Below are 17,152 nucleotides of genomic sequence, written 5' to 3' on the forward strand. Positions count from 1 at the left end.
CCGTGCTGTCGTTTCTGCGTTGTCCGGCCTGTGATGCGAGGCCTGTGTTGTCAGGCCTGACCGCCATCGCGCAGTAACGGTAGCATCCGCCCGCGGTGGCTCATCCGCCGCTGTGAGGGGTGCGATACGGGCCTCGACCCGTCGGTGCCGGTTCATTTCGGAGCGCGGTCGGCCGAACGCGGGTCGCGACGGTTGTCGGAGCAACCAGCTATCGGCCATGCTCGGAGAAGTGGCCGAAGGTGCAGGTGGCGGCGGTGCCCGAGCAGCGATGCCGGCTCCGGTTCGCGCAGGACGGCCGGGGTTCGCGCAAGGCGGCCGGGCCTCTCGGCGCCATAGCCGTGAGGCGGGGCGGGGCGCACGTCAGCCGGCTTGCTTCTCGACAGGAACCTGCTCGCGCGGACCTGGTCGGGCGATGGGCCCGGCCTGTCCGGGGCGCCGCCGCATGCCCGGCTGGCGACATTTCTCGCGGTCCATGTGCCGGGCACGGCGCTTCCGCCCACGCGCCCGGACGCGTGGTTATGGGGTATTTCGCCGGAAACGCGAAAATTTGCCACACTCGCACAATCCGCAATCGGTGCCCGCGCGATAGTGCTGGTGCGCCTGGAAAATATGGCCGCAGGTACAGGTACGCAACCAGGCAGCCAGCCCACTGCGCTTCCCGGACCACAGGCACATAACACGTTGATAACACGGCGCGTGGCCGCGCATCGCCAGGATCCGTCGCTCGGACGCGTCGGCCGCACCGCTGTGCCGGTCTGGTGGTCAAGCGACGCCAGGTTGCTGAACGCCCTCGTTACGGCGCTCGCGCCGCCCGTTCTGGCCTGCCCGCCCGTTCCGGCCTCGCCGCCCCTGCCGGGCTGGCCGGCGGCGCGGGTGCTTCCCCCACGCCGCACGGCGGTCGGTCCGTCAGCGAGGCGTGAAGTCGTCGCGGTCGCGGCGGGTGCGGCTGGCCAGGGCGCGGGCGCGTTCCCGCCGGGCGACCGTCGCCCGCCGGGCGCGGACGAGGGCGACGAGGATGACCAGAAGTTCGGCGATCAGCAGGCTCGGAGCCCGCAGGATCAGCTCGGACCCGATGTCGATGGCCTCGGTCCGCAGTCCGCCGCCGCTGCCGGACGCCGGGTGCAGGAAGCCAACGGCGACAGTGATCACCGCGTAGATCAGCGGCGGCATGATCGCCACTCCGACCAGGTCATCGACGTGGGTACGCAACGCGCTGGCCACGCAGGCGAGCACGAACAGCACACCGAAGATCCAGCTCAGGTTGCCGAACACGGCGACGTCCGCGGCCGCGCCCACCGCACTGATGATCAGCACGATCAGCGACGCGCCGAAGGCGGTCAGCCCACGACGGTTCTGGCTGACGACCGTCGTGGGTTGCACGGTGGGACGCCGTCGGCCGACGGAGGCTCGGTCGGTTGACCCGCGCGGACGCTCGGCGCGACCGCGCGAGCCCGCGGGTTCCCGGTCGGGGAGGCTCACGGGGGCAACGTACCGCTCCGGCTTTAAGAAAACGTCAGAGCGATACGTCGCGGCCGTACCATCCGCCGATCTTGCCGGCGATCCGTGTGACTTCAGGCACTCCGTGAAGTGCTGTCGGCACCAACGGTGTCCGCGCCGCCCGGAACCGTCGCGGCGGGGACGGAGGATACGAGCCCCACCATGGCGGGCTCCGAGGCTCGGGCCGCCGCCGGGGAGCCGGTCGCATCCAGGACGATGCCGACCGCCGGCCCTACCTCCGCGTCGAGCCTTAGCTCGGGAGCGGTGACCGGGCGGACACCGAGCTCGACCGGCCGTGGGCTGGCGAGCTCGTCCTCGACGAACTCCATCGCGGCGAGCCGGCGTGCCTGCACCAGCACCCGGCTCTCCAGCGAGCCGACGGTCGCGTTGTAGCTCTCGACCGCCCGCCCGAGCGACGTGCCCAGCCGATCGACGTGCTCGCCGAGCGTCCCGAGCCGGTTGTAGAGCTCCTTGCCGAGGTCGTAGACCTCCTTTGCCCGGGTGGTCAGCGCCTCCTGAGTCCAGGCGTAGGCGACCGTGCGCAGCAGCGCGATCAGGGTGGTCGGGGTGGCGATCACGACATTGCGCCCGGCCGCGTATTCGAGCAGGCCAGCGTCATGGTCGAGCGCGGGCGCGAGGAAGGCCTCGGCCGGGATGAACAGCACCACGAACTCGGGCGAGTCGAGCCGGCGCCAGTAGGCCTTCGAGCTCAACTGGTCGACATGGGTGCGGACGTGGCGGGCATGCGCGGCGATCCGCTCGGCACGTACGGCCTCGTCGGTGCTCTCGGCCGCCTCGAGGAACGCGGACAGCGGGACCTTCGAGTCCACGACGATGCTGCGCCCGCCGACCAGGTGAACGACCAGGTCCGGCCGCTGGGTCGCCTCGGCGCCGTCGCCGGTCATCGTCAGCTGCTCGGTGAAGTCACAGCGGTTCAGCATGCCGGCGACCTCGACGACGCGGCGCAGCTGCAGCTCGCCCCAGGCGCCCCGGGCCTGCGGCTTGCGCAGCGCGGTCACGAGCTGCGCCGTCTGGGTGCGCAGCCCGTCCGACGCCTCGCGCACCGAGCGAACCTGCTCGACGAGCGTCGCGTAGGCCTCGGTCCGGGCCGTCTCCAGCTCGCGCAGCCGGTCCTCCATCTTGGTCAGCGTGTCCCGCAGCGGCGCGACCAGGCTCTCGACGGCGGCGCGGCGAGCCTCCAGATCACCCTGGGCGCGGGTTCCCGCCTCGTCGAAGCGGGCCGAGGCGAGCTGAAGGAACTGTCGGCTCGCCCCTTCGAGCGCCCGCGCCGACAACGCCTCGAAGGTCTCGGTGAGCCGCCGCTGGCTGTGCTCGACGAGCTCGACCCGCTCCGTGGCCGAACGGCGCTCGTACTCCAGCGCCGTCCGCATGCCGGCCACGTCCGCCGTCGCCTGCTGGCGTGCCGCCTGCCGCCCCACGAGATAGCCACCCGCGGCCCCGAGCGCGAGGCAGAGCAAGGCGAGCAGCACCCCGGTGGCGTCCATGCCCACAGGCAATCACGCACCACCGACAAAACTCCCCGCAGCCCGCAGCCCGCAGCCCGCAGCCCGCAGCCCGCAGCCCGCAGCCCGCGCACGCTGCCTGCTGCCGCCAGGCAGTTGATCGCCGTTTGAGCCCTCCCATGGTCGTGATCCGCGCGTTCCTACAACCACGACGGGGCCCAAACGGCGATCACCGCCCCCAGCTCCTCGACGCACGCCGAGGCCAACCCAGATCCCACGTGCCGATGTCAGCCCCCGGCCCGGCACCCCAGCCCGGTGAGCCGGCGCGGTAACCCGGCCACGATCACCGCGGCCGTCCAGGCCGCAATCGCGACGCACCCACCACGCCCAGGTCGGGAAGGCGCGGCCCGCCTGTGCGCCCCGACCTCGTTCTGGCCGGGGGCAGCGCTCAGCGTGTGCCGTTGACGGCGGCCGTCCAGGCCGCAATCGCGGCGCACCCACCACGCCCAGCTCATCAAGCCGCGACCCCGCCTGTGCGCCCCGACCCCGCTCCAGGCAGAGGGCGCGCTCAGCGCGCCCAGATCACGCGGCCGTCCAGGCACGCGTGATCGTAGGATTGGCCTATGGGTCTGTCGATCGGCATCGTCGGGCTGCCCAACGTCGGCAAGTCGACGCTTTTCAACGCGTTGACCCGTAACGACGTGGTGGCCGCCAACTATCCCTTCGCGACGATCGAGCCCAATGTCGGCGTCGTCGGCGTGCCGGACTCGCGTCTCGCGGAGCTGGCCAAGCTGTATGGCGACCCACGGGTGGTTCCGGCGACGGTGAGCTTCGTCGACATCGCGGGCCTGGTGCGCGGCGCGGCCGAGGGGCAGGGCCTGGGCAACAAGTTCCTCGCCAACATCCGCGAGTCGGACGCGGTGTGCCAGGTGGTCCGGGTGTTCTCGGACCCCGACGTCGTGCACGTCGAGGGCCGGGTGGACCCGGCCGATGACATCGCCACGATCAACACCGAGCTGATCCTCGCCGACCTGCAGACCGTCGACAACCGGCTGCCCCGCCTGGCCAAGGAGGCCAGGATGGACAAGTCCAAGCAGGCCTTGCTGACCGCCGTCGAGGCCGCGCGAGCCGTGCTGGACGCGGGGCGGCCCCTGTCGTCAGAGCCGAAGATCGACCTGGTGGCGCTGCGTGAGCTGTTCCTGCTGACGGCCAAGCCCTTCCTGTACGTCTTCAACGTCGATGAGGACGTCCTGTCCGACGACGCGCGGTGCAAGGAGCTCACCGGGCTCGTCGCCCCGGCCGACGCGGTCGTGCTGTGCGCGAAGGTCGAGGCCGAGCTGGCGGAGCTGCCCGAGGAGGACGCGGCGGAGCTGCTCGCCTCGCTCGGCCAGAGCGAGAGCGGCCTCGCCGCGTTGGCCAGGATCGGTTTCCACACCCTTGGGCTGCAGACCTATCTCACCGCGGGCCCGAAGGAGGCGCGGGCCTGGACCATCCGGAAGGGTGCCACCGCGCCCGAGGCCGCCGGGGTGATCCACACCGATTTCCAGCGCGGCTTCATCAAGGCCGAGATCGTCTCGTTCGACGACCTGATGGCCGCCGGCTCCATGGTGTCGGCCCGCGCCGCTGGCAAGGTCCGGATGGAAGGCAAGGACTACGTCATGGCCGATGGTGACGTCGTCGACTTCCGTTTCAACGTCTGACCCTCCAAGCCGGCGGGCTGAGCGTCGTGGCGTAATCTTCCGTTACTGCCTGGTTGCCAGGTCCGCGACGCACGCCGGAGGTTGGCCTCTCCAGGGCAGGCTCCCTTGGGCGCGCCCGCGGGCGTTGCCATGACCCAACGTTCGGTCCGGACTGAGTCAGCGCGCGACGGAGCGAGCGGAGGAGGCCGTATGAGCACGGTGAGTGTGGTCGTCTGTAGTCACCTGGTCTCGCGTTTCCCGTTGCTGGTCGCGGCCCTGGACTCGCTCCGGACACAGACCTGTGGCCCTGTCCAGGTTGTCGTCGTCGTCGACGGCGACGACGATCTGCTGAAGAAGTTGCGCGACCGCGATGGTGACGAGCTGATCCTGTCGACCGGTGGCCGGACGGGTCTGTCGAATGCCCGGAACACGGGGCTGCGAGCGGTCACGACGGATCTTGTCGCTTTTCTGGATGATGACGCGACGGCGGAGCCGACCTGGTTGGAGTCGTTGATCGCCGCGGTGGCGGGTTCCCCGGATGTCCTGGGTGTGGGTGGGCGGACGGTACCGGCCTGGGAATCCCGGCAGCCGGAGTGGTTCCCGGACGAGTTGCTGTGGACGGTCGGCTGTAGCCATCGGGGCCTGCCGAAGGTTCGCCAGCCGGTCCGGAACGTGTTCGGCGGTTGCGCGTTGTTCCGGCGTGGTCTCTTCGATGAGGTCGGTGGTTTTGACGACCGCCTGGGCCGTAAGGCGAAGGGCGCGGCCGGGTGCGAGGAGACGGAGTTCTGTATCCGGGCGCAGCGGCTGCATCGGGGCGGCAGGTTTCTGTACGAGCCGGCGGCCGTGATTCACCATCGTGTGCCGCGGGAGCGGAGCTCGGCGTCTTATGTGTTGCGCCGGTGTTGGGAAGAGGGCCGTTCGAAGGCGATTCTTCGAATGATTACCCGTGATGAGGGTGGCCCGGTGCGGGTGGGGCGTCGCGGATCGGCGTTGGGTCCCGAGCAGGACTTCCTGTTGCGGGTGCTGCCGGCCGGCGTCGTCGACGGGCTGAGGCAGGCGGTACACGGCCGGCCCGCCGCGGCCGGGCGGGCGCTGCTGCTCCTGGTGGGCTCGGTCGCCACCGTCGTCAGCTTCGCCGCGGCCGCGCTCCAGTCGGCTGGCCGTGGCCGGGTCGCGGCGCCGGCACCGCGGCCGGTCGCGGCGCACGCCCGCGACCTGTAGAACTCCGGGGCCCGGCGTCGCGGCACGGGAGTCACTCGGTCGCGACCGCGCCTCGGCGGGTGGCGGCCCGGGCGGCCGCGGCGACGGCGGCCTCGAGGGGTCCGCGGCGGCGGGTCGCCCGCCAGGCACTGGCGAGGACGAGCGCCACCACGACCTGCAGGACGTAGGAGCGGTTCGGGTCGTCCGGCAGCGCGTCGGTCGCGAGCAGCGCGGCGTGCAGGGTGTACCAGGTCAGCGTCATCGAGCCGACAGCGGCGAGCGGCCAGAGCAGAATCCGGCCCAGCCGTCCGTCGGCGCCGAGCCGGGCCACCAGCAGCGCCAGGCCCAGCAGCGCGATCGCCGTCCCGGTGGTGTGGGCAAGGTCGAGCGGCGTCGTCGCGTGTGGTGAGGAGACCGCGAGCCACCACCAGCTCTGGGTCGGCGTGCTCCCATAGAGCCCGGCGGCGAGCAGCCGGGAGGCCTGTTCGGGCCCCACCGGCCCGATCCCCGGCAGCACCGCGTTCGTGGCGAGAATCGCGGACCGCCCGCCGAGCGGCCCGAGCAGGAACCAGGACAGGGTCTTCGCCGCCACGGCGGTCGCGGCGCCGCCGACGAGCAGCCAGCCGGCGGTCCGGGCCGACCGCAGGTCGAGCCGGCCGACGAGCATCCCGACAGCCAGGTACCCGACCCACGCCAGCGCCGGGTAGTAGCCGGTCAGCAGAAGGGTCAGCACCAGTCGACCCGGCGCGGTCGCCAGCGTGCCGAACGAGGGGTTGGCCGTGATCGGCGCCGGCAGGTGCGGGCGGACGAGCTGGCTCAGCCACGGCTCGCCAGCCAGCGTGACCGCGGCGACGACGGCCAGGGCCCAACGGGGCGCCCGCAGCAGCGGGAGCACGAGCAGGAAGAACACCGCGTAGTAGACCAGGATCACCGCGAGTGGCGTGCGCGTCTCGCCCAGGACCAGCCCGACCAGCCCGATGCACAGCGCCCGCACCAGCGTCGCGAGGTGCGGCCGGGGCGTCCGGGCCGCCACGAGGGCGAGCGCCACCCCGGCGAGCACGGCGAACGCCGCCGCCGACCGTCCGGCCGCGATCCGGAACGCCCAGGTCAGGTGGCCCTGGGAGTCGAAGTCGGGCAACACGTGCGTCGCGGCCATCCCGAGCAGTGCCGCGCCGCGCGCCGCGTCGACGCCGACGATCCGTCCGGGGCGCGGTCGGGTGACCCAGACGACGGTCGGCGAGCCAGGCGAGGGCGAGGCGGCCGACCGGATGGCGGGGGAGTCCCGCTGCCGAACCACGGCGCTGGGCGGGCAGTCCGGCGGCGACGTCCTCGGAAGCGGCAGGACCCCGGGGAAGTGTGGCTCTCCGGATGCCGGCGCCGGGAGCTCCGGCATGTCGGGCATGGCCTCACCCTCTCACCGACTGGCCGCCCGCGACCGGCGTGGGCGCCGCGAGGCCATAGGTCCCAGTTCGGATGGGGTGGCTATACCCAATGGGGTCGCGTTCTGGGAAAGTCAAGAGCTATGAATCCCGAGCCGGATGCGGGCCGCACCGCCGGGGCCGATTCGGTGCTCGGTGGCGGTCTGGTGACCGGCCCCGCCGCTCGGGCCGGGGCGGCCGGCGGTCGTTCGGCGAGGCACCCCGGTGCGACCCGCGCCGCGGGCTCGGATGACACCGCCGGCGGCCGGGCCGCGGTCAGCTCGGCGGCGAGCCGGGGCCGGCTGGTGGTGGCGATCGCGCTCCTCGACGACACCCGGCGCGTCCTGGCCGCCCGCCGCACGTCCCCGCCCGCCTACGCCGGGATGTGGGAGTTCCCCGGCGGCAAGGTGGAGCCCGGCGAGAGCGAGCTGGCCGCGCTGGCGCGGGAATGCCGCGAGGAACTCGACGTCGAGATCGAGATCGGCTCGTTCCTCGGCCAGGCGGATCTCGCCAGCCCCGGCTGGCGGCTGCGGGTCTGGTTCGGCCGGATTCTGGCCGGCACGCCCCGCGCGGTCGAGGGCGGCGAGCTGCGCTGGCTGACCGTCGCCGAGCTGGACGACGTCTCCTGGCTGCCGGCGGATCTGCCGCTGGTAGAGGCGATGCGCGGCAGGCTGCTCGATCCGGCTCCGCTGACGGCCGGCGACTGACGTCACAACCCGGGTCCGAGCCCGTGCCGCTCGGGCGGGACAGGTGACCGGTGCCACATGTCCGTCGCCGATCGGGCCCGACGCAGGGCGTGCAGGGACAAGTTGTTGTTGAAATCTCGCCGGCCGGTGGGTGTCCAGACTCTCGCGCCAGGTAAGCCCGCCAGTCGAGTCCGTACGATGGAACGGAAGCCCGAGTCGGTCCTCGTTCTCGACGTCCGTGTTTGTCGCGGTCCGAGTTGTCGGCGCCTGAGTTCGCGATTCGCGAGTCCTCGACGTCGGAGATCTCGTCGGTCGAGCCGCCCGGGCTGTCGGCACGCCTGGCTTGGCGCGTAATCGCGCCCCGTCACGTCGGACCCGGGCGTTCCAGCAGTCAAGCCCATCTCGGGGTCGAGCGCCCCCTGTCCGCCCCGGAGCCCGCCACCGTGCCCACCAGCACTGAGCAGACCAGCACCGCGACCGACGCCGTGCCCGCCAGCACCGAGTCCGCCGCGGGCGAGGTCCGCAGCCGCAACGACCGTCGGAACATCGCGATTATCGCGCACGTCGACCATGGGAAGACAACCCTCGTCGACGCGATGTTGCGCCAGTCCGGTGCCTTCAGCGCCCACGCCAGCGAAGACCTCACCGACCGGGTGATGGACTCGATGGACCTGGAGCGCGAGAAGGGCATCACCATCCTCGCGAAGAACACCGCGGTCCGCTACGGCGACACGACCGTCAACATCATCGACACTCCGGGCCACGCCGACTTCGGCGGCGAGGTCGAGCGGGGCCTGGCGATGGTCGACGGGGTGCTGCTGCTGGTCGACGCGAGCGAGGGCCCGCTGCCGCAGACCCGGTTCGTGCTGCGCAAGGCGCTCGCCGCCCGGCTGCCGGTCATCCTCGTCATCAACAAGGTCGACCGCTCCGACGCCCGGATCGCCGAGGTCGTCGACGAGGCCTACGAGCTCTTCCTCGACCTCGACGCGGACGAGGAGCAGATCGACTTCCCGATCGTCTACTGCAACGCGAAGGCCGGCCGGGCCTCGATGAGCCGCCCGGCCGACGGCGACAGCCCGGACTCCCCGGACCTCAAGCCGCTGTTCGACCTGCTGCTGGAGACCATCCCGGCGCCGACCTATGTCGAGGGCGCGCCGCTGCAGGCCCTGGTCACCAACCTGGACGCCTCCCCGTACCTGGGCCGGCTCGCGCTGTGCCGGGTGCACAACGGCACGATCCGCCGCGGCCAGCAGGTCATGCTCTGCCGCGCCGACGGCACCCAGGAGCGGGTCAAGGTCAGCGAGCTGCTGGTCACCCAGGCGCTGGACCGGGCGCCCGCCGAGTCGGCCGGCCCCGGCGACATCATCGCCATCGCCGGCATCCCGGACATCACGATCGGTGAGACGCTGGCCGACCCGGAGGACCCGCGCCCGCTGCCGGTCATCACCGTCGACGAGCCGTCGATCAGCATGACGGTCGGCGTCAACACCTCGCCGCTGGCCGGCAAGTCAGGCAAGAAGCTGACCGCGCGGCTGGTCAAGGCCCGCCTCGACGCGGAGCTGGTCGGCAACGTGTCGATCCGGGTGCTGCCGACCGAGCGGCCGGACACCTGGGAGATCCAGGGCCGAGGCGAGCTGCAGCTGGCCGTCCTGGTCGAGCTGATGCGCCGGGAGGACTTCGAGCTCACCGTCGGCAAGCCGCAGGTCGTCACCCGCGAGGTCGACGGCAAGCTGCACGAGCCGGTCGAGCGCCTCACGATCGACGCGCCCGAGGAGTTCCTCGGCACGCTGACCCAGCTGCTCGCGGTCCGCAAGGGCCGAGTCGAGCAGATGATCAACCACGGTACGGGCTGGATCCGGCTGGAGTACCTGGTGCCGGCGCGCGGCCTGATCGGCTTCCGCACCGAGTTCCTCACCGAGACCCGCGGCACCGGCCTGCTGCACCACGTCTTCGAGGGCTACGAGCCCTGGTTCGGCGAGCTGCGCACCCGGGCGACCGGCTCGATGGTCGCCGACCGGTCCGGCCCGACCACCGCCTACGCCCTGTTCAACCTGCAGGAGCGCGGCACGATGTTCGTCCCGCCGATGATCGACGTCTACGAAGGCATGATCGTCGGTGAGAACTCCCGGGCCGACGACATGGACGTCAACCCGACCAAGGAGAAGAAGCTCACCAACATGCGCTCCTCGACCGGCGACGAGCTGGTCCGGCTGACCCCGCACCGCCAGCTCACCCTGGAGCAGGCGCTGGAGTTCTGCCGCGAGGACGAGTGCGTCGAGGTCACCCCGGCCACGGTCCGAATCCGCAAGGTCGCGCTCCTCGCGGCTGACCGGGAGAAGCTGCGGGCGCGGCGTCGGTCTAACTGAGTTTCTGGTTCGCTCCGTCCGGGCGCGGCGCTCCGCGGCCGTCCTCGCCTGGCGGCTCGGACGACCACTCCGCGCCGCGTCCTCCTCCGCTCACGGGCGCTCCGGCGACCTGCGCTGCGGCCCAACCCCCTTCGCTTCGCTCGGGGGCCGGGCCTCCGCGCAGGTGCGCCTGCGCGCCGTTGTGGCCGGGGGTCGACTATGCGGTTCGCTGACGCAGGCGCGCCTGCGGGGTTTCTGCTGGATCGCGGCAGCGATCTGGTAGGTCAGGTCTCCGGTCACGGGAGTTGTGGCCCGGTCACGTTCGCTTCGCTCCGTGGACGGGCCTCCGCGCCTGCGCGCCGCCGGGGCCCGGGGGCTGCCTCAGGTTTCTGGGGGCCGGTGTACCCGGGGCCGTGAGCGGGGCGGGGCGGTCGGTACCGTCAGAGCCGGGCAGAAGTGCGTATCCGGGGGTGGGGGTGCCGCCGGACCGACGAGACGGGTGATCTGTGTCAGCTGCGGACAAGACGGTGCTGGTGACGGGGGCGGCCGGGTTCATCGGGTCGCACACCTGCGTCGATCTGTTGACGGCCGGCTACCGGGTCGTCGGTGTCGACAACTTCGCGAACAGCTCGCCGCGGGCCGTCGAGCGCATCCGGGAGGTCGCGGGCGAGGCCGGCGCGAACCTGGAGTTCGTCGAGCTCGACGTGCTCGACGCGGTGGCGCTCGGCAAGCTGCTCGCGGCGACGCCGTTCGAGGCTGTGATCCACTTCGCGGCCCGCAAGGCGGTCGGCGAGTCCGTGGCGATGCCGGTCGAGTACTACGACACGAACCTCAACGCGACGCTGCGGCTCGTCGAGGCGCTGCGCGAGCACGGCCCGCGCAGGCTGATCTTCTCCTCGTCCTGCTCGATCCACGGTGACGTCGACGTCCTGCCGATTCGGGAGGACGCGCCGGCCCGCCCGACCAACCCCTACTCGCGCACCAAGTGGATGTGCGAGCAGATCCTCGCGGACGTCTGCGCGGCCCAGCCCGACTGGCACGTGACCGCCCTGCGCTACTTCAACCCGGTCGGTGCCCACCCGTCGGGCCTGCTCGGTGAGGACCCGCGGGGCATCCCGAACAACCTGATGCCCTACCTGCAGCAGGTCGCGGTCGGGCGCCGGGAGTACCTGTCGGTGTTCGGCGACGACTACCCGACCGCCGACGGCACCGGCGTCCGCGACTACATCCACGTCGTCGACCTCGCCGAGGGCCACCGGGCCGCGCTGGAGCACCTCGACGACGAGGCCGGCTACCGCGTGGTCAACCTCGGCACGGGCGTCGGCACGTCGGTCCAGCAGTTGCTGACGGCGTTCGGCGCCGCCTGCGGCCGCGAGCTTCCGCACCGGGTGGTCGCGCGGCGCGACGGGGACGTCGCCGCCCTCTACGCCGATCCGTCGTACGCGGCCGAGACGCTCGGCTGGCGGGCCAGCAGGGGGCTGGACGAGATGTGCCGCGACGCCTGGGAGTTCCAGCGGCGCAACCCGGGCGGCTACGACGGGGCGGCGGCGTGACAGCCGCCGAGCAGTCCGTCCCCGCCGAGACGGCACCGACCCCGGCGCGCCGGGTGATGTTCGTGCACGCCCACCCGGACGACGAGATCATCGCGACCGGGATCTCCATCGCCCACTACGCGGCCACGCCCGACACCCACGTCACACTGGTCACCTGCACCCTCGGCGAGCTCGGCGAGGTTCTCGTCCCCGAGCTGGAGCACCTGCGCAGCGACCTCGGCGACCAGCTCGGCGGCTACCGGATGTCCGAGCTGGCGGCGGCCTGTGTCGCCCTGGGCCTCGACGACCAGCGCTATCTCGGTGGCCCGGCCCGGTTCCGGGACAGCGGCATGATGGGCACGCCCGGCAACGACGACCCGCGCTGCTTCTGGCAGGCCGACCTCACCGAGGCGACCGCCGAGCTAGTCCGGATCGTCCGTGAGGTCCGGCCACAGGTCCTGGTCAGCTACGACTCCAACGGCGGCTACGGCCACCCGGACCACATCCGCGCGCACCAGATCACGGTCGCGGCGTTCACCGCGGCCGCCGACCCGGACTTCGCTCCCGACGCGGGCGAACCCTGGGCACCGTCGAAGCTGTACGAGACGGCGCTGCCGAAGTCGTTCGTCCAGCGCGCCGTCGAGCGGTTCTCCGACGTCGAGGGAACCCCGTTCCACGGTGCGACCAGCGCCGACGACGTCCCGATGGGCGTGCCGGACGAGGTCATCACTACCCGGATCGAGGCGCCCGAGTACCTGGACGCGAAGCTCGCGGCGCTGCGGGCGCACCGCACCCAGATCGCCGTCGACGGGTTCTTCTTCGCCCTGGCCGACGGGGTCGGCCAGCCGGCGTTCACCGTCGACCACTATGTCCTGACCCGGGGCGAGCCCGTCCCGACGAACGGGCCGGACGGCACCGCGTACGAGACGGACCTGTTCGCCGGCCTCGATCTCTGACGCTACGGCAGCGGCCCGATCGGGTGATCCGGTCGCGGCACCCCGGACCGGTAGCCCCGGGCGCCGGAACCCGGTGCGGCGCCTGAGCTGCCGACCGGCGAGCCGCCGTGCCACGGCGCCTGGCGGGCCGGTCCGGCGGCTGGCTACTGTCGAGGTATGCCTCGCCCCAGCACAGGCCCGCGCTCGCCGGCACCCGGCGGGCCGGACGCGGGCGCCGCCGGCGCGCGACCGGAGGACTCGATCGCGGCCCGGGTGACGGGGCTCGGCTCGACCGACCGGTTGCCGGCAAACCCGCCGCGGCTCTTTCTCGCCGCGGCTTACGCGCTCGGGCTCGTCCTCGGGTTCGTGCTCGGCCTCTACGGCGTCGTCTGGGTGCCGGAGGGGCTGCGGCTGGGGGGCGTCTTCCTGTCCGTCGGGCTGCTGCTCGCGCTGGTCGGCAACACCGCCGTCGCGCTGCTGGTCCGCTGGCTGACCGGGACCCGCCTGGGCGCCCTCGTCGTGCTGATCGGCTGGGCCCCGGTCGTCCTGGCGCTCGGCTCGTCCCGGCCGGAGGGGGACCTGATGCTGCGGGCCACCACCACCGGCTACCTGTTCCTCGCCCTCGGCGCGCTCGCCCCGGTGACGGTGGCCGTCGTCGGGACGGCCAAGCGCGGCCTGACGGCGTTCACGCTGCCGCCGCCCGGGTCGTCCAGGTAGTTCGGGGACGCGCGCCGCTCGGGGCTGACGCCGGGAGCGGGCCGCGGCGGGCCTCAGCTCGACGCTGACGGCACCGAAGCCCTTGTTGGGCACTCGCCCAACAGGACGGCTAGTTGAGCCGGGAGCGGGCCGCGCGGGCGGCGGCACGGGCCGCCGCGGCCGCCGTCGGCTCGGCCGCGTCCACCGCGTCGGCGAAGGTGGCGAGGTCGCGGGCGCCGCCGAGGTAGTCGCCCCGGCGGATACGCAGTTCGCCGCGCTCGCGGCGCAGGCTCGCGGGATGGTGCGGGAGCAGCAGGGACAGCTCGACCGCCCACAGCCTGGTCGACGTCGAGTCCGCCCTGGCGGCCAGGACGCGGATGTTGCCCAGCACCCGGGCGAGCAGGTCCTCCCGGTTCATCGGGGCGAGCTGGGCCCGGCTGAACGGGACACCGGCCGCCCGAACCCGGGCTGCCGCGTCGTGGACCGTGATCCGCCGCCCGCCGGCGAACGGATCCACCAGCACGTTCTCGCGCGGAGTCCCGATCGCCACGACCATGTGGCCCGGTAGCCCGACCGGGTAGGCCGGCACCCCCAACCGGGCGGCCACCTCCAGCCAGATGACCGAGAGCAGGATCGGCAGGCCGTGCCGTCGGCGCAGCACCTCCGGCAGCAGCGACGAGCGCAGGTCGTCGTAGTCGCCCTGCAGGCCCGAGTAGCCGCCGCGCAGCCCGAGCGACTCGTGCAGCGCCTCGGCGGCGTCCAGCGGCTCCGACGTCGCCATCGTGTCCCCGGCCTGGCCGCCGGCCGCGCGGGCCCGGGAGACCTTGGCGGCGAGGACCGGCCGGGCCTCGTCGGTGAGCCGGTCGAGCGCCCCGAGGACGTCGGCGGTCTCGGCCTCCGGGTCGGCCTCGGCGGCGATCAGCTGGCAGGCGAGGGCGAGGTCGATGGGAGTCCTTCTGACGACATCGGTGAAGCGGGCTCGGCTGCGGGCGCTCATCGACGGACCTCCAGACCCCTGTCCTCCGGATCCGGCGGGTCGGGCTCCGGCCGGCGCCGGTCAGGTCGCGGTGGGACGACCTTGGCCGCGACGAGATCGGCCTCCGCGACCCTGGTGACCTCGCCATTCGCGTCGACGACCGTGAGCACCCCGGCTGTCCAGGACTGGAGGGTTCCGATAACGTCCGTCAGCGGCACCGGCCCCGCGATGCGGCGCCGGATCACGACCCGCGCGCCGATGTCGGCCAGAGTGATGCGGACGACATACACGACCAGCGAACGCCCTTGCTGTCGACACGGAACGGTCGAGGTCGATACTAAGGAATCAGTCGCCCGTGAGCCGAGGAGGAACATCCGGTGACCTACGTCATCGCCGAGCCCTGTGTCGATGTTAAGGACAGGGCTTGCATCGAGGAGTGCCCGGTCGACTGCATCTACGAAGGCGGACGGATGCTCTACATCCAGCCTGACGAGTGCGTCGACTGCGGTGCATGTGAGCCGGTCTGCCCGGTTGAGGCCATCTACTACGAAGACGATGTGCCCGAGCAGTGGAAGCCGTACACCGACACGAACGCGAGCTTCTTCGAGGAGCTCGGCTCGCCCGGTGGCGCTTCCAAGGTCGGCGCACTTGACTACGACCCGCCGGCGGTTGCCGCGCTGGCCCCCCAGGGCGAGCACTGAGCGCAGGAGGTAACGAACGGAGGTCCCGTCGTCGGGGTCCCTGCCGGATCGGCGAAGCCGATCTGGGAGGTCCGGAAGCGAGGACGGGGCCGGAGTTCGTTGCCGACGGAGCGAGGGCGCGGCCTTGACCAGCCCCACCGGCGTACCCCGCACGACCCGGGCGGGCGGCCGGGCGAAGGTCCGGCTGCCTGACTTTCCCTGGGACACGCTGGCGCAGTACAAGCAGAAGGCCAGCCAGCACCCGTACGGCCTGGTGGACCTGTCCGTCGGCACTCCGGTAGACCCGGTGCCGGCGGTCATCCAGCGCGCCCTCGCCGCCGCCGCGGACTCTCCCGGCTACCCCCAGGTGTGGGGTACGCCGGAGCTACGGGACGCGGCGGCCGGGTGGATGGCCCGGCGGCTCGGCGTTCGCGTCGACCCGTCGGCCGTGCTGCCCGTGCTCGGGACCAAGGAGCTGGTCGCCCAGCTGCCGACCCAGCTTGGCCTCGGCCCGGGTGACCGGGTCTGGGTGCCGACTCCGGCGTACCCGACGTACGAGGTCGGCGCGCTGCTCGCCCGCTGCGAGCCGGTCTACGGGCCGGCGGACGGCGTGGCGCTGGTGTGGCTGAACTCACCGTCCAACCCGACCGGCCGCTGCATGAGCGTCGAGGAGATGCGGGCGGTCGTCGGGTGGGCCCGGCAGCGAGGCGTGATCGTCGCCAGCGACGAGTGCTACATCGAGCTCGGCTGGGAGAACCGGGCCGTCTCGGTGCTGCACCCGGACGTCTGCGGCGGCTCGCACGAGGGCCTGCTGGCGGTGCACTCGCTGTCTAAGCGGTCGAACCTGGCCGGCTACCGCGCCGGGTTCGTCGCCGGCGACCCGGTGCTGGTCCGGGAGCTGCTCGAGCTGCGCAAGCACTCGGGCTTCATGCTGCCCGGCCCGGTCCAGGCGGCCATGACGGCGGGGCTCGCCGACGACATGCACGTCGCCGACCAGCGGGCCAGGTACGTCAACCGGCGCACCGTGCTCGCCGCGGCGCTCGCCGTCGCCGGGTTCACGATCGAGCACAGCGAGGCCGGCCTGTACCTGTGGGCCACCCGCGGTGAGGACGCGTGGGCGACGGTGGACGCGCTGGCGAGCGTCGGCGTGCTGGTCGCGCCGGGAACGTTCTACGGCGAGGCCGGCCGGCGGCACGTCCGGGTCGCGCTGACGGCGCCGGACGCCCACGTGGCGACGGTGCCCGAACGCATGGCCATGCTGCCGCCACCCCGCTCGGCCGCGCCGGCCACCGGCCCGCGCACCGGCGGGTACGCCTATCCGCCAGCCGGGCAGGCACCGCCGACCGGTCCTGTGCGCATCACCGGCCCGGGAGGCGGCGCACCCGGCGGCCACCAGCCCCCCGCGCCCGGCCGCGGTCCCGCCGGTCAGGGGCAACCCGGGTACGGGCAGTCACGGCCAGGTGCCGGGCCGCCAGGCCCACCGCCCGGCTATGGCCAGGCTGACCACGGTCAGGGTGGTTATGGCCAGCCGGACCATGGTCAGCTCGACCGTAGTCAGGCCGGTTACAGCCAGCCCGACCACGGTCAGGGTGGTTACGGCCAGCGGGCGCCCGGCCAGCCCGACCCCGCCCGTCAGGGCCCGGACCGTCAGGGCCCGGACCGGCAAGGGGTCTTCGACACCTTCGCGGGTCTCGCGGACACCTACGGAGGCCCGGACGAGCAGGACGGTCCAGCCGACCTGAGGTGATCACCCGGCCCAGGGTCAGGAGTACTGGACCTGGGCCGGCCGGGGTCTGGCGCCGGATCTGGCCAGGCTGGCCTCGTCGCGAGACCAGCAAGATCGCTGTTTCCGCCCTCGTATGGCTGTAACCGCAGCGGTTTTGTGACCGCGCGAGGGCCGAAACGGCGATCAAGTCGGCGGGCGGACCTCGCCGGGCCCGGCACTAGGTAGCAATCGCTTGTCTTGGGCAGCGGTCGCCTGGGCCAGCGGTTGTCTTGAGCGCCGTGTCAATTCTGGGCGGTCGCCTCTCCGCGGCCGCCGTTTC

General features: G+C 72.5%; 14 protein-coding genes. 9 read left to right on the forward strand and 5 right to left on the reverse strand.

The genetic code is table 11. The features are described from left to right. Window positions 1-906 precede the first annotated feature (906 nt). Together FRAEUI1C_RS03495 and FRAEUI1C_RS03500 are read right to left on the reverse strand one after the other, a co-directional pair. Window positions 907-1,380 carry a DUF6542 domain-containing protein gene (locus tag FRAEUI1C_RS03495; protein WP_013421899.1) on the reverse strand — a complete coding sequence of 158 codons (474 nt, stop codon included), beginning with the start codon at window positions 1,378-1,380 and terminating at the stop codon, window positions 907-909. Window positions 1,381-1,571: 191 nt separating this feature from the next. After that, window positions 1,572-3,002 (reverse strand): DNA recombination protein RmuC, encoded by a 1,431-nt coding sequence (locus tag FRAEUI1C_RS03500; protein WP_041258802.1) that lies wholly within the window; start codon window positions 3,000-3,002, stop codon window positions 1,572-1,574. Window positions 3,003-3,583: 581 nt separating this feature from the next. On the opposite strand from FRAEUI1C_RS03500, the gene ychF reads away from it, so the two are divergent. Next, the gene (gene ychF, locus FRAEUI1C_RS03505; RefSeq protein WP_013421901.1) at window positions 3,584-4,660 is read left to right on the forward strand and encodes a redox-regulated ATPase YchF; all 1,077 of its coding nucleotides are present in this window, start codon (window positions 3,584-3,586) and stop codon (window positions 4,658-4,660) included. A gap of 189 nt (window positions 4,661-4,849) precedes the next feature. Continuing rightward, the gene (locus tag FRAEUI1C_RS03510) at window positions 4,850-5,860 is read left to right on the forward strand and encodes a glycosyltransferase family 2 protein (protein ID WP_013421902.1); all 1,011 of its coding nucleotides are present in this window, start codon (window positions 4,850-4,852) and stop codon (window positions 5,858-5,860) included. Window positions 5,861-5,891: 31 nt separating this feature from the next. On the opposite strand, the gene FRAEUI1C_RS03515 is transcribed toward FRAEUI1C_RS03510, so the two are convergent. Then, entirely contained in the window at window positions 5,892-7,241 is a 1,350-nt protein-coding gene (locus tag FRAEUI1C_RS03515; protein WP_013421903.1) for a heparan-alpha-glucosaminide N-acetyltransferase domain-containing protein, read from the reverse strand. A 120-nt stretch (window positions 7,242-7,361) separates the two neighbouring features. On the opposite strand from FRAEUI1C_RS03515, the gene FRAEUI1C_RS03520 reads away from it, so the two are divergent. The 5 genes from FRAEUI1C_RS03520 to FRAEUI1C_RS03540 all read left to right on the forward strand — a co-directional run bounded on the left by FRAEUI1C_RS03520 (window position 7,362) and on the right by FRAEUI1C_RS03540 (window position 13,472). Further along, window positions 7,362-7,964 (forward strand): (deoxy)nucleoside triphosphate pyrophosphohydrolase, encoded by a 603-nt coding sequence (locus FRAEUI1C_RS03520; RefSeq protein WP_013421904.1) that lies wholly within the window; start codon window positions 7,362-7,364, stop codon window positions 7,962-7,964. 464 nt (window positions 7,965-8,428) lie between these two features. Beyond that, a complete protein-coding gene (gene typA / locus FRAEUI1C_RS03525; RefSeq protein WP_049807096.1) occupies window positions 8,429-10,309 on the forward strand; it encodes a translational GTPase TypA in 1,881 nt (626 codons plus the stop codon). A 485-nt stretch (window positions 10,310-10,794) separates the two neighbouring features. After that, window positions 10,795-11,841, forward strand: a complete 1,047-nt coding sequence (gene galE / locus FRAEUI1C_RS03530; RefSeq protein WP_198318704.1) for a UDP-glucose 4-epimerase GalE — start codon at window positions 10,795-10,797, stop codon at window positions 11,839-11,841. 56 nt (window positions 11,842-11,897) lie between these two features. After that, window positions 11,898-12,776: an N-acetyl-1-D-myo-inositol-2-amino-2-deoxy-alpha-D-glucopyranoside deacetylase gene (mshB, locus tag FRAEUI1C_RS03535; RefSeq protein WP_049807097.1), complete on the forward strand. Its 879-nt coding sequence runs from the start codon at window positions 11,898-11,900 to the stop codon at window positions 12,774-12,776. A gap of 156 nt (window positions 12,777-12,932) precedes the next feature. Continuing rightward, entirely contained in the window at window positions 12,933-13,472 is a 540-nt protein-coding gene (locus tag FRAEUI1C_RS03540) for a DUF6113 family protein (protein WP_013421908.1), read from the forward strand. Window positions 13,473-13,581: 109 nt separating this feature from the next. Here the strand turns inward: FRAEUI1C_RS03540 and FRAEUI1C_RS03545 are convergent, their stop codons facing one another. Further along, complete coding sequence (locus FRAEUI1C_RS03545; protein ID WP_013421909.1) at window positions 13,582-14,448, reverse strand: transglutaminase family protein; 867 nt, start codon at window positions 14,446-14,448, stop codon at window positions 13,582-13,584. Next, window positions 14,445-14,801 carry a putative acetyltransferase gene (locus tag FRAEUI1C_RS03550; RefSeq protein WP_013421910.1) on the reverse strand — a complete coding sequence of 119 codons (357 nt, stop codon included), beginning with the start codon at window positions 14,799-14,801 and terminating at the stop codon, window positions 14,445-14,447. Before FRAEUI1C_RS03550 ends, FRAEUI1C_RS03545 begins: the two co-directional genes overlap by 4 nt. A gap of 3 nt (window positions 14,802-14,804) precedes the next feature. On the opposite strand from FRAEUI1C_RS03550, the gene fdxA reads away from it, so the two are divergent. Together fdxA and dapC are read left to right on the forward strand one after the other, a co-directional pair. After that, window positions 14,805-15,128: a ferredoxin gene (gene fdxA / locus FRAEUI1C_RS03555; RefSeq protein WP_013421911.1), complete on the forward strand. Its 324-nt coding sequence runs from the start codon at window positions 14,805-14,807 to the stop codon at window positions 15,126-15,128. Window positions 15,129-15,252: 124 nt separating this feature from the next. Continuing rightward, window positions 15,253-16,854 carry a succinyldiaminopimelate transaminase gene (gene dapC, locus FRAEUI1C_RS03560; protein WP_013421912.1) on the forward strand — a complete coding sequence of 534 codons (1,602 nt, stop codon included), beginning with the start codon at window positions 15,253-15,255 and terminating at the stop codon, window positions 16,852-16,854. The last annotated feature ends 298 nt before the right edge of the window (window positions 16,855-17,152 follow it).

The sequence above is a fragment of the Pseudofrankia inefficax genome, from assembly GCF_000166135.1.
Classification (GTDB): Bacteria; Actinomycetota; Actinomycetes; order Frankiales; family Frankiaceae; genus Pseudofrankia; species Pseudofrankia inefficax.

What these genes read in the sequence shown, in the direction of transcription:
- FRAEUI1C_RS03540 (WP_013421908.1), top strand. Translation starts at nt 12,933, where the DNA reads ATGCCTCGCCCCAGCACAGGCCCGCGCTCGCCGGCACCCGGCGGGCCG.
- FRAEUI1C_RS03520 (WP_013421904.1), top strand. Translation starts at nt 7,362, where the DNA reads ATGAATCCCGAGCCGGATGCGGGCCGCACCGCCGGGGCCGATTCGGTG.
- FRAEUI1C_RS03550 (WP_013421910.1), bottom strand. Translation starts at nt 14,801, where the DNA reads ATGTTCCTCCTCGGCTCACGGGCGACTGATTCCTTAGTATCGACCTCG.
- FRAEUI1C_RS03515 (WP_013421903.1), bottom strand. Translation starts at nt 7,241, where the DNA reads ATGCCCGACATGCCGGAGCTCCCGGCGCCGGCATCCGGAGAGCCACAC.
- FRAEUI1C_RS03500 (WP_041258802.1), bottom strand. Translation starts at nt 3,002, where the DNA reads ATGGACGCCACCGGGGTGCTGCTCGCCTTGCTCTGCCTCGCGCTCGGG.
- mshB (WP_049807097.1), top strand. Translation starts at nt 11,898, where the DNA reads ATGTTCGTGCACGCCCACCCGGACGACGAGATCATCGCGACCGGGATC.
- ychF (WP_013421901.1), top strand. Translation starts at nt 3,584, where the DNA reads ATGGGTCTGTCGATCGGCATCGTCGGGCTGCCCAACGTCGGCAAGTCG.
- FRAEUI1C_RS03510 (WP_013421902.1), top strand. Translation starts at nt 4,850, where the DNA reads ATGAGCACGGTGAGTGTGGTCGTCTGTAGTCACCTGGTCTCGCGTTTC.
- FRAEUI1C_RS03545 (WP_013421909.1), bottom strand. Translation starts at nt 14,448, where the DNA reads ATGAGCGCCCGCAGCCGAGCCCGCTTCACCGATGTCGTCAGAAGGACT.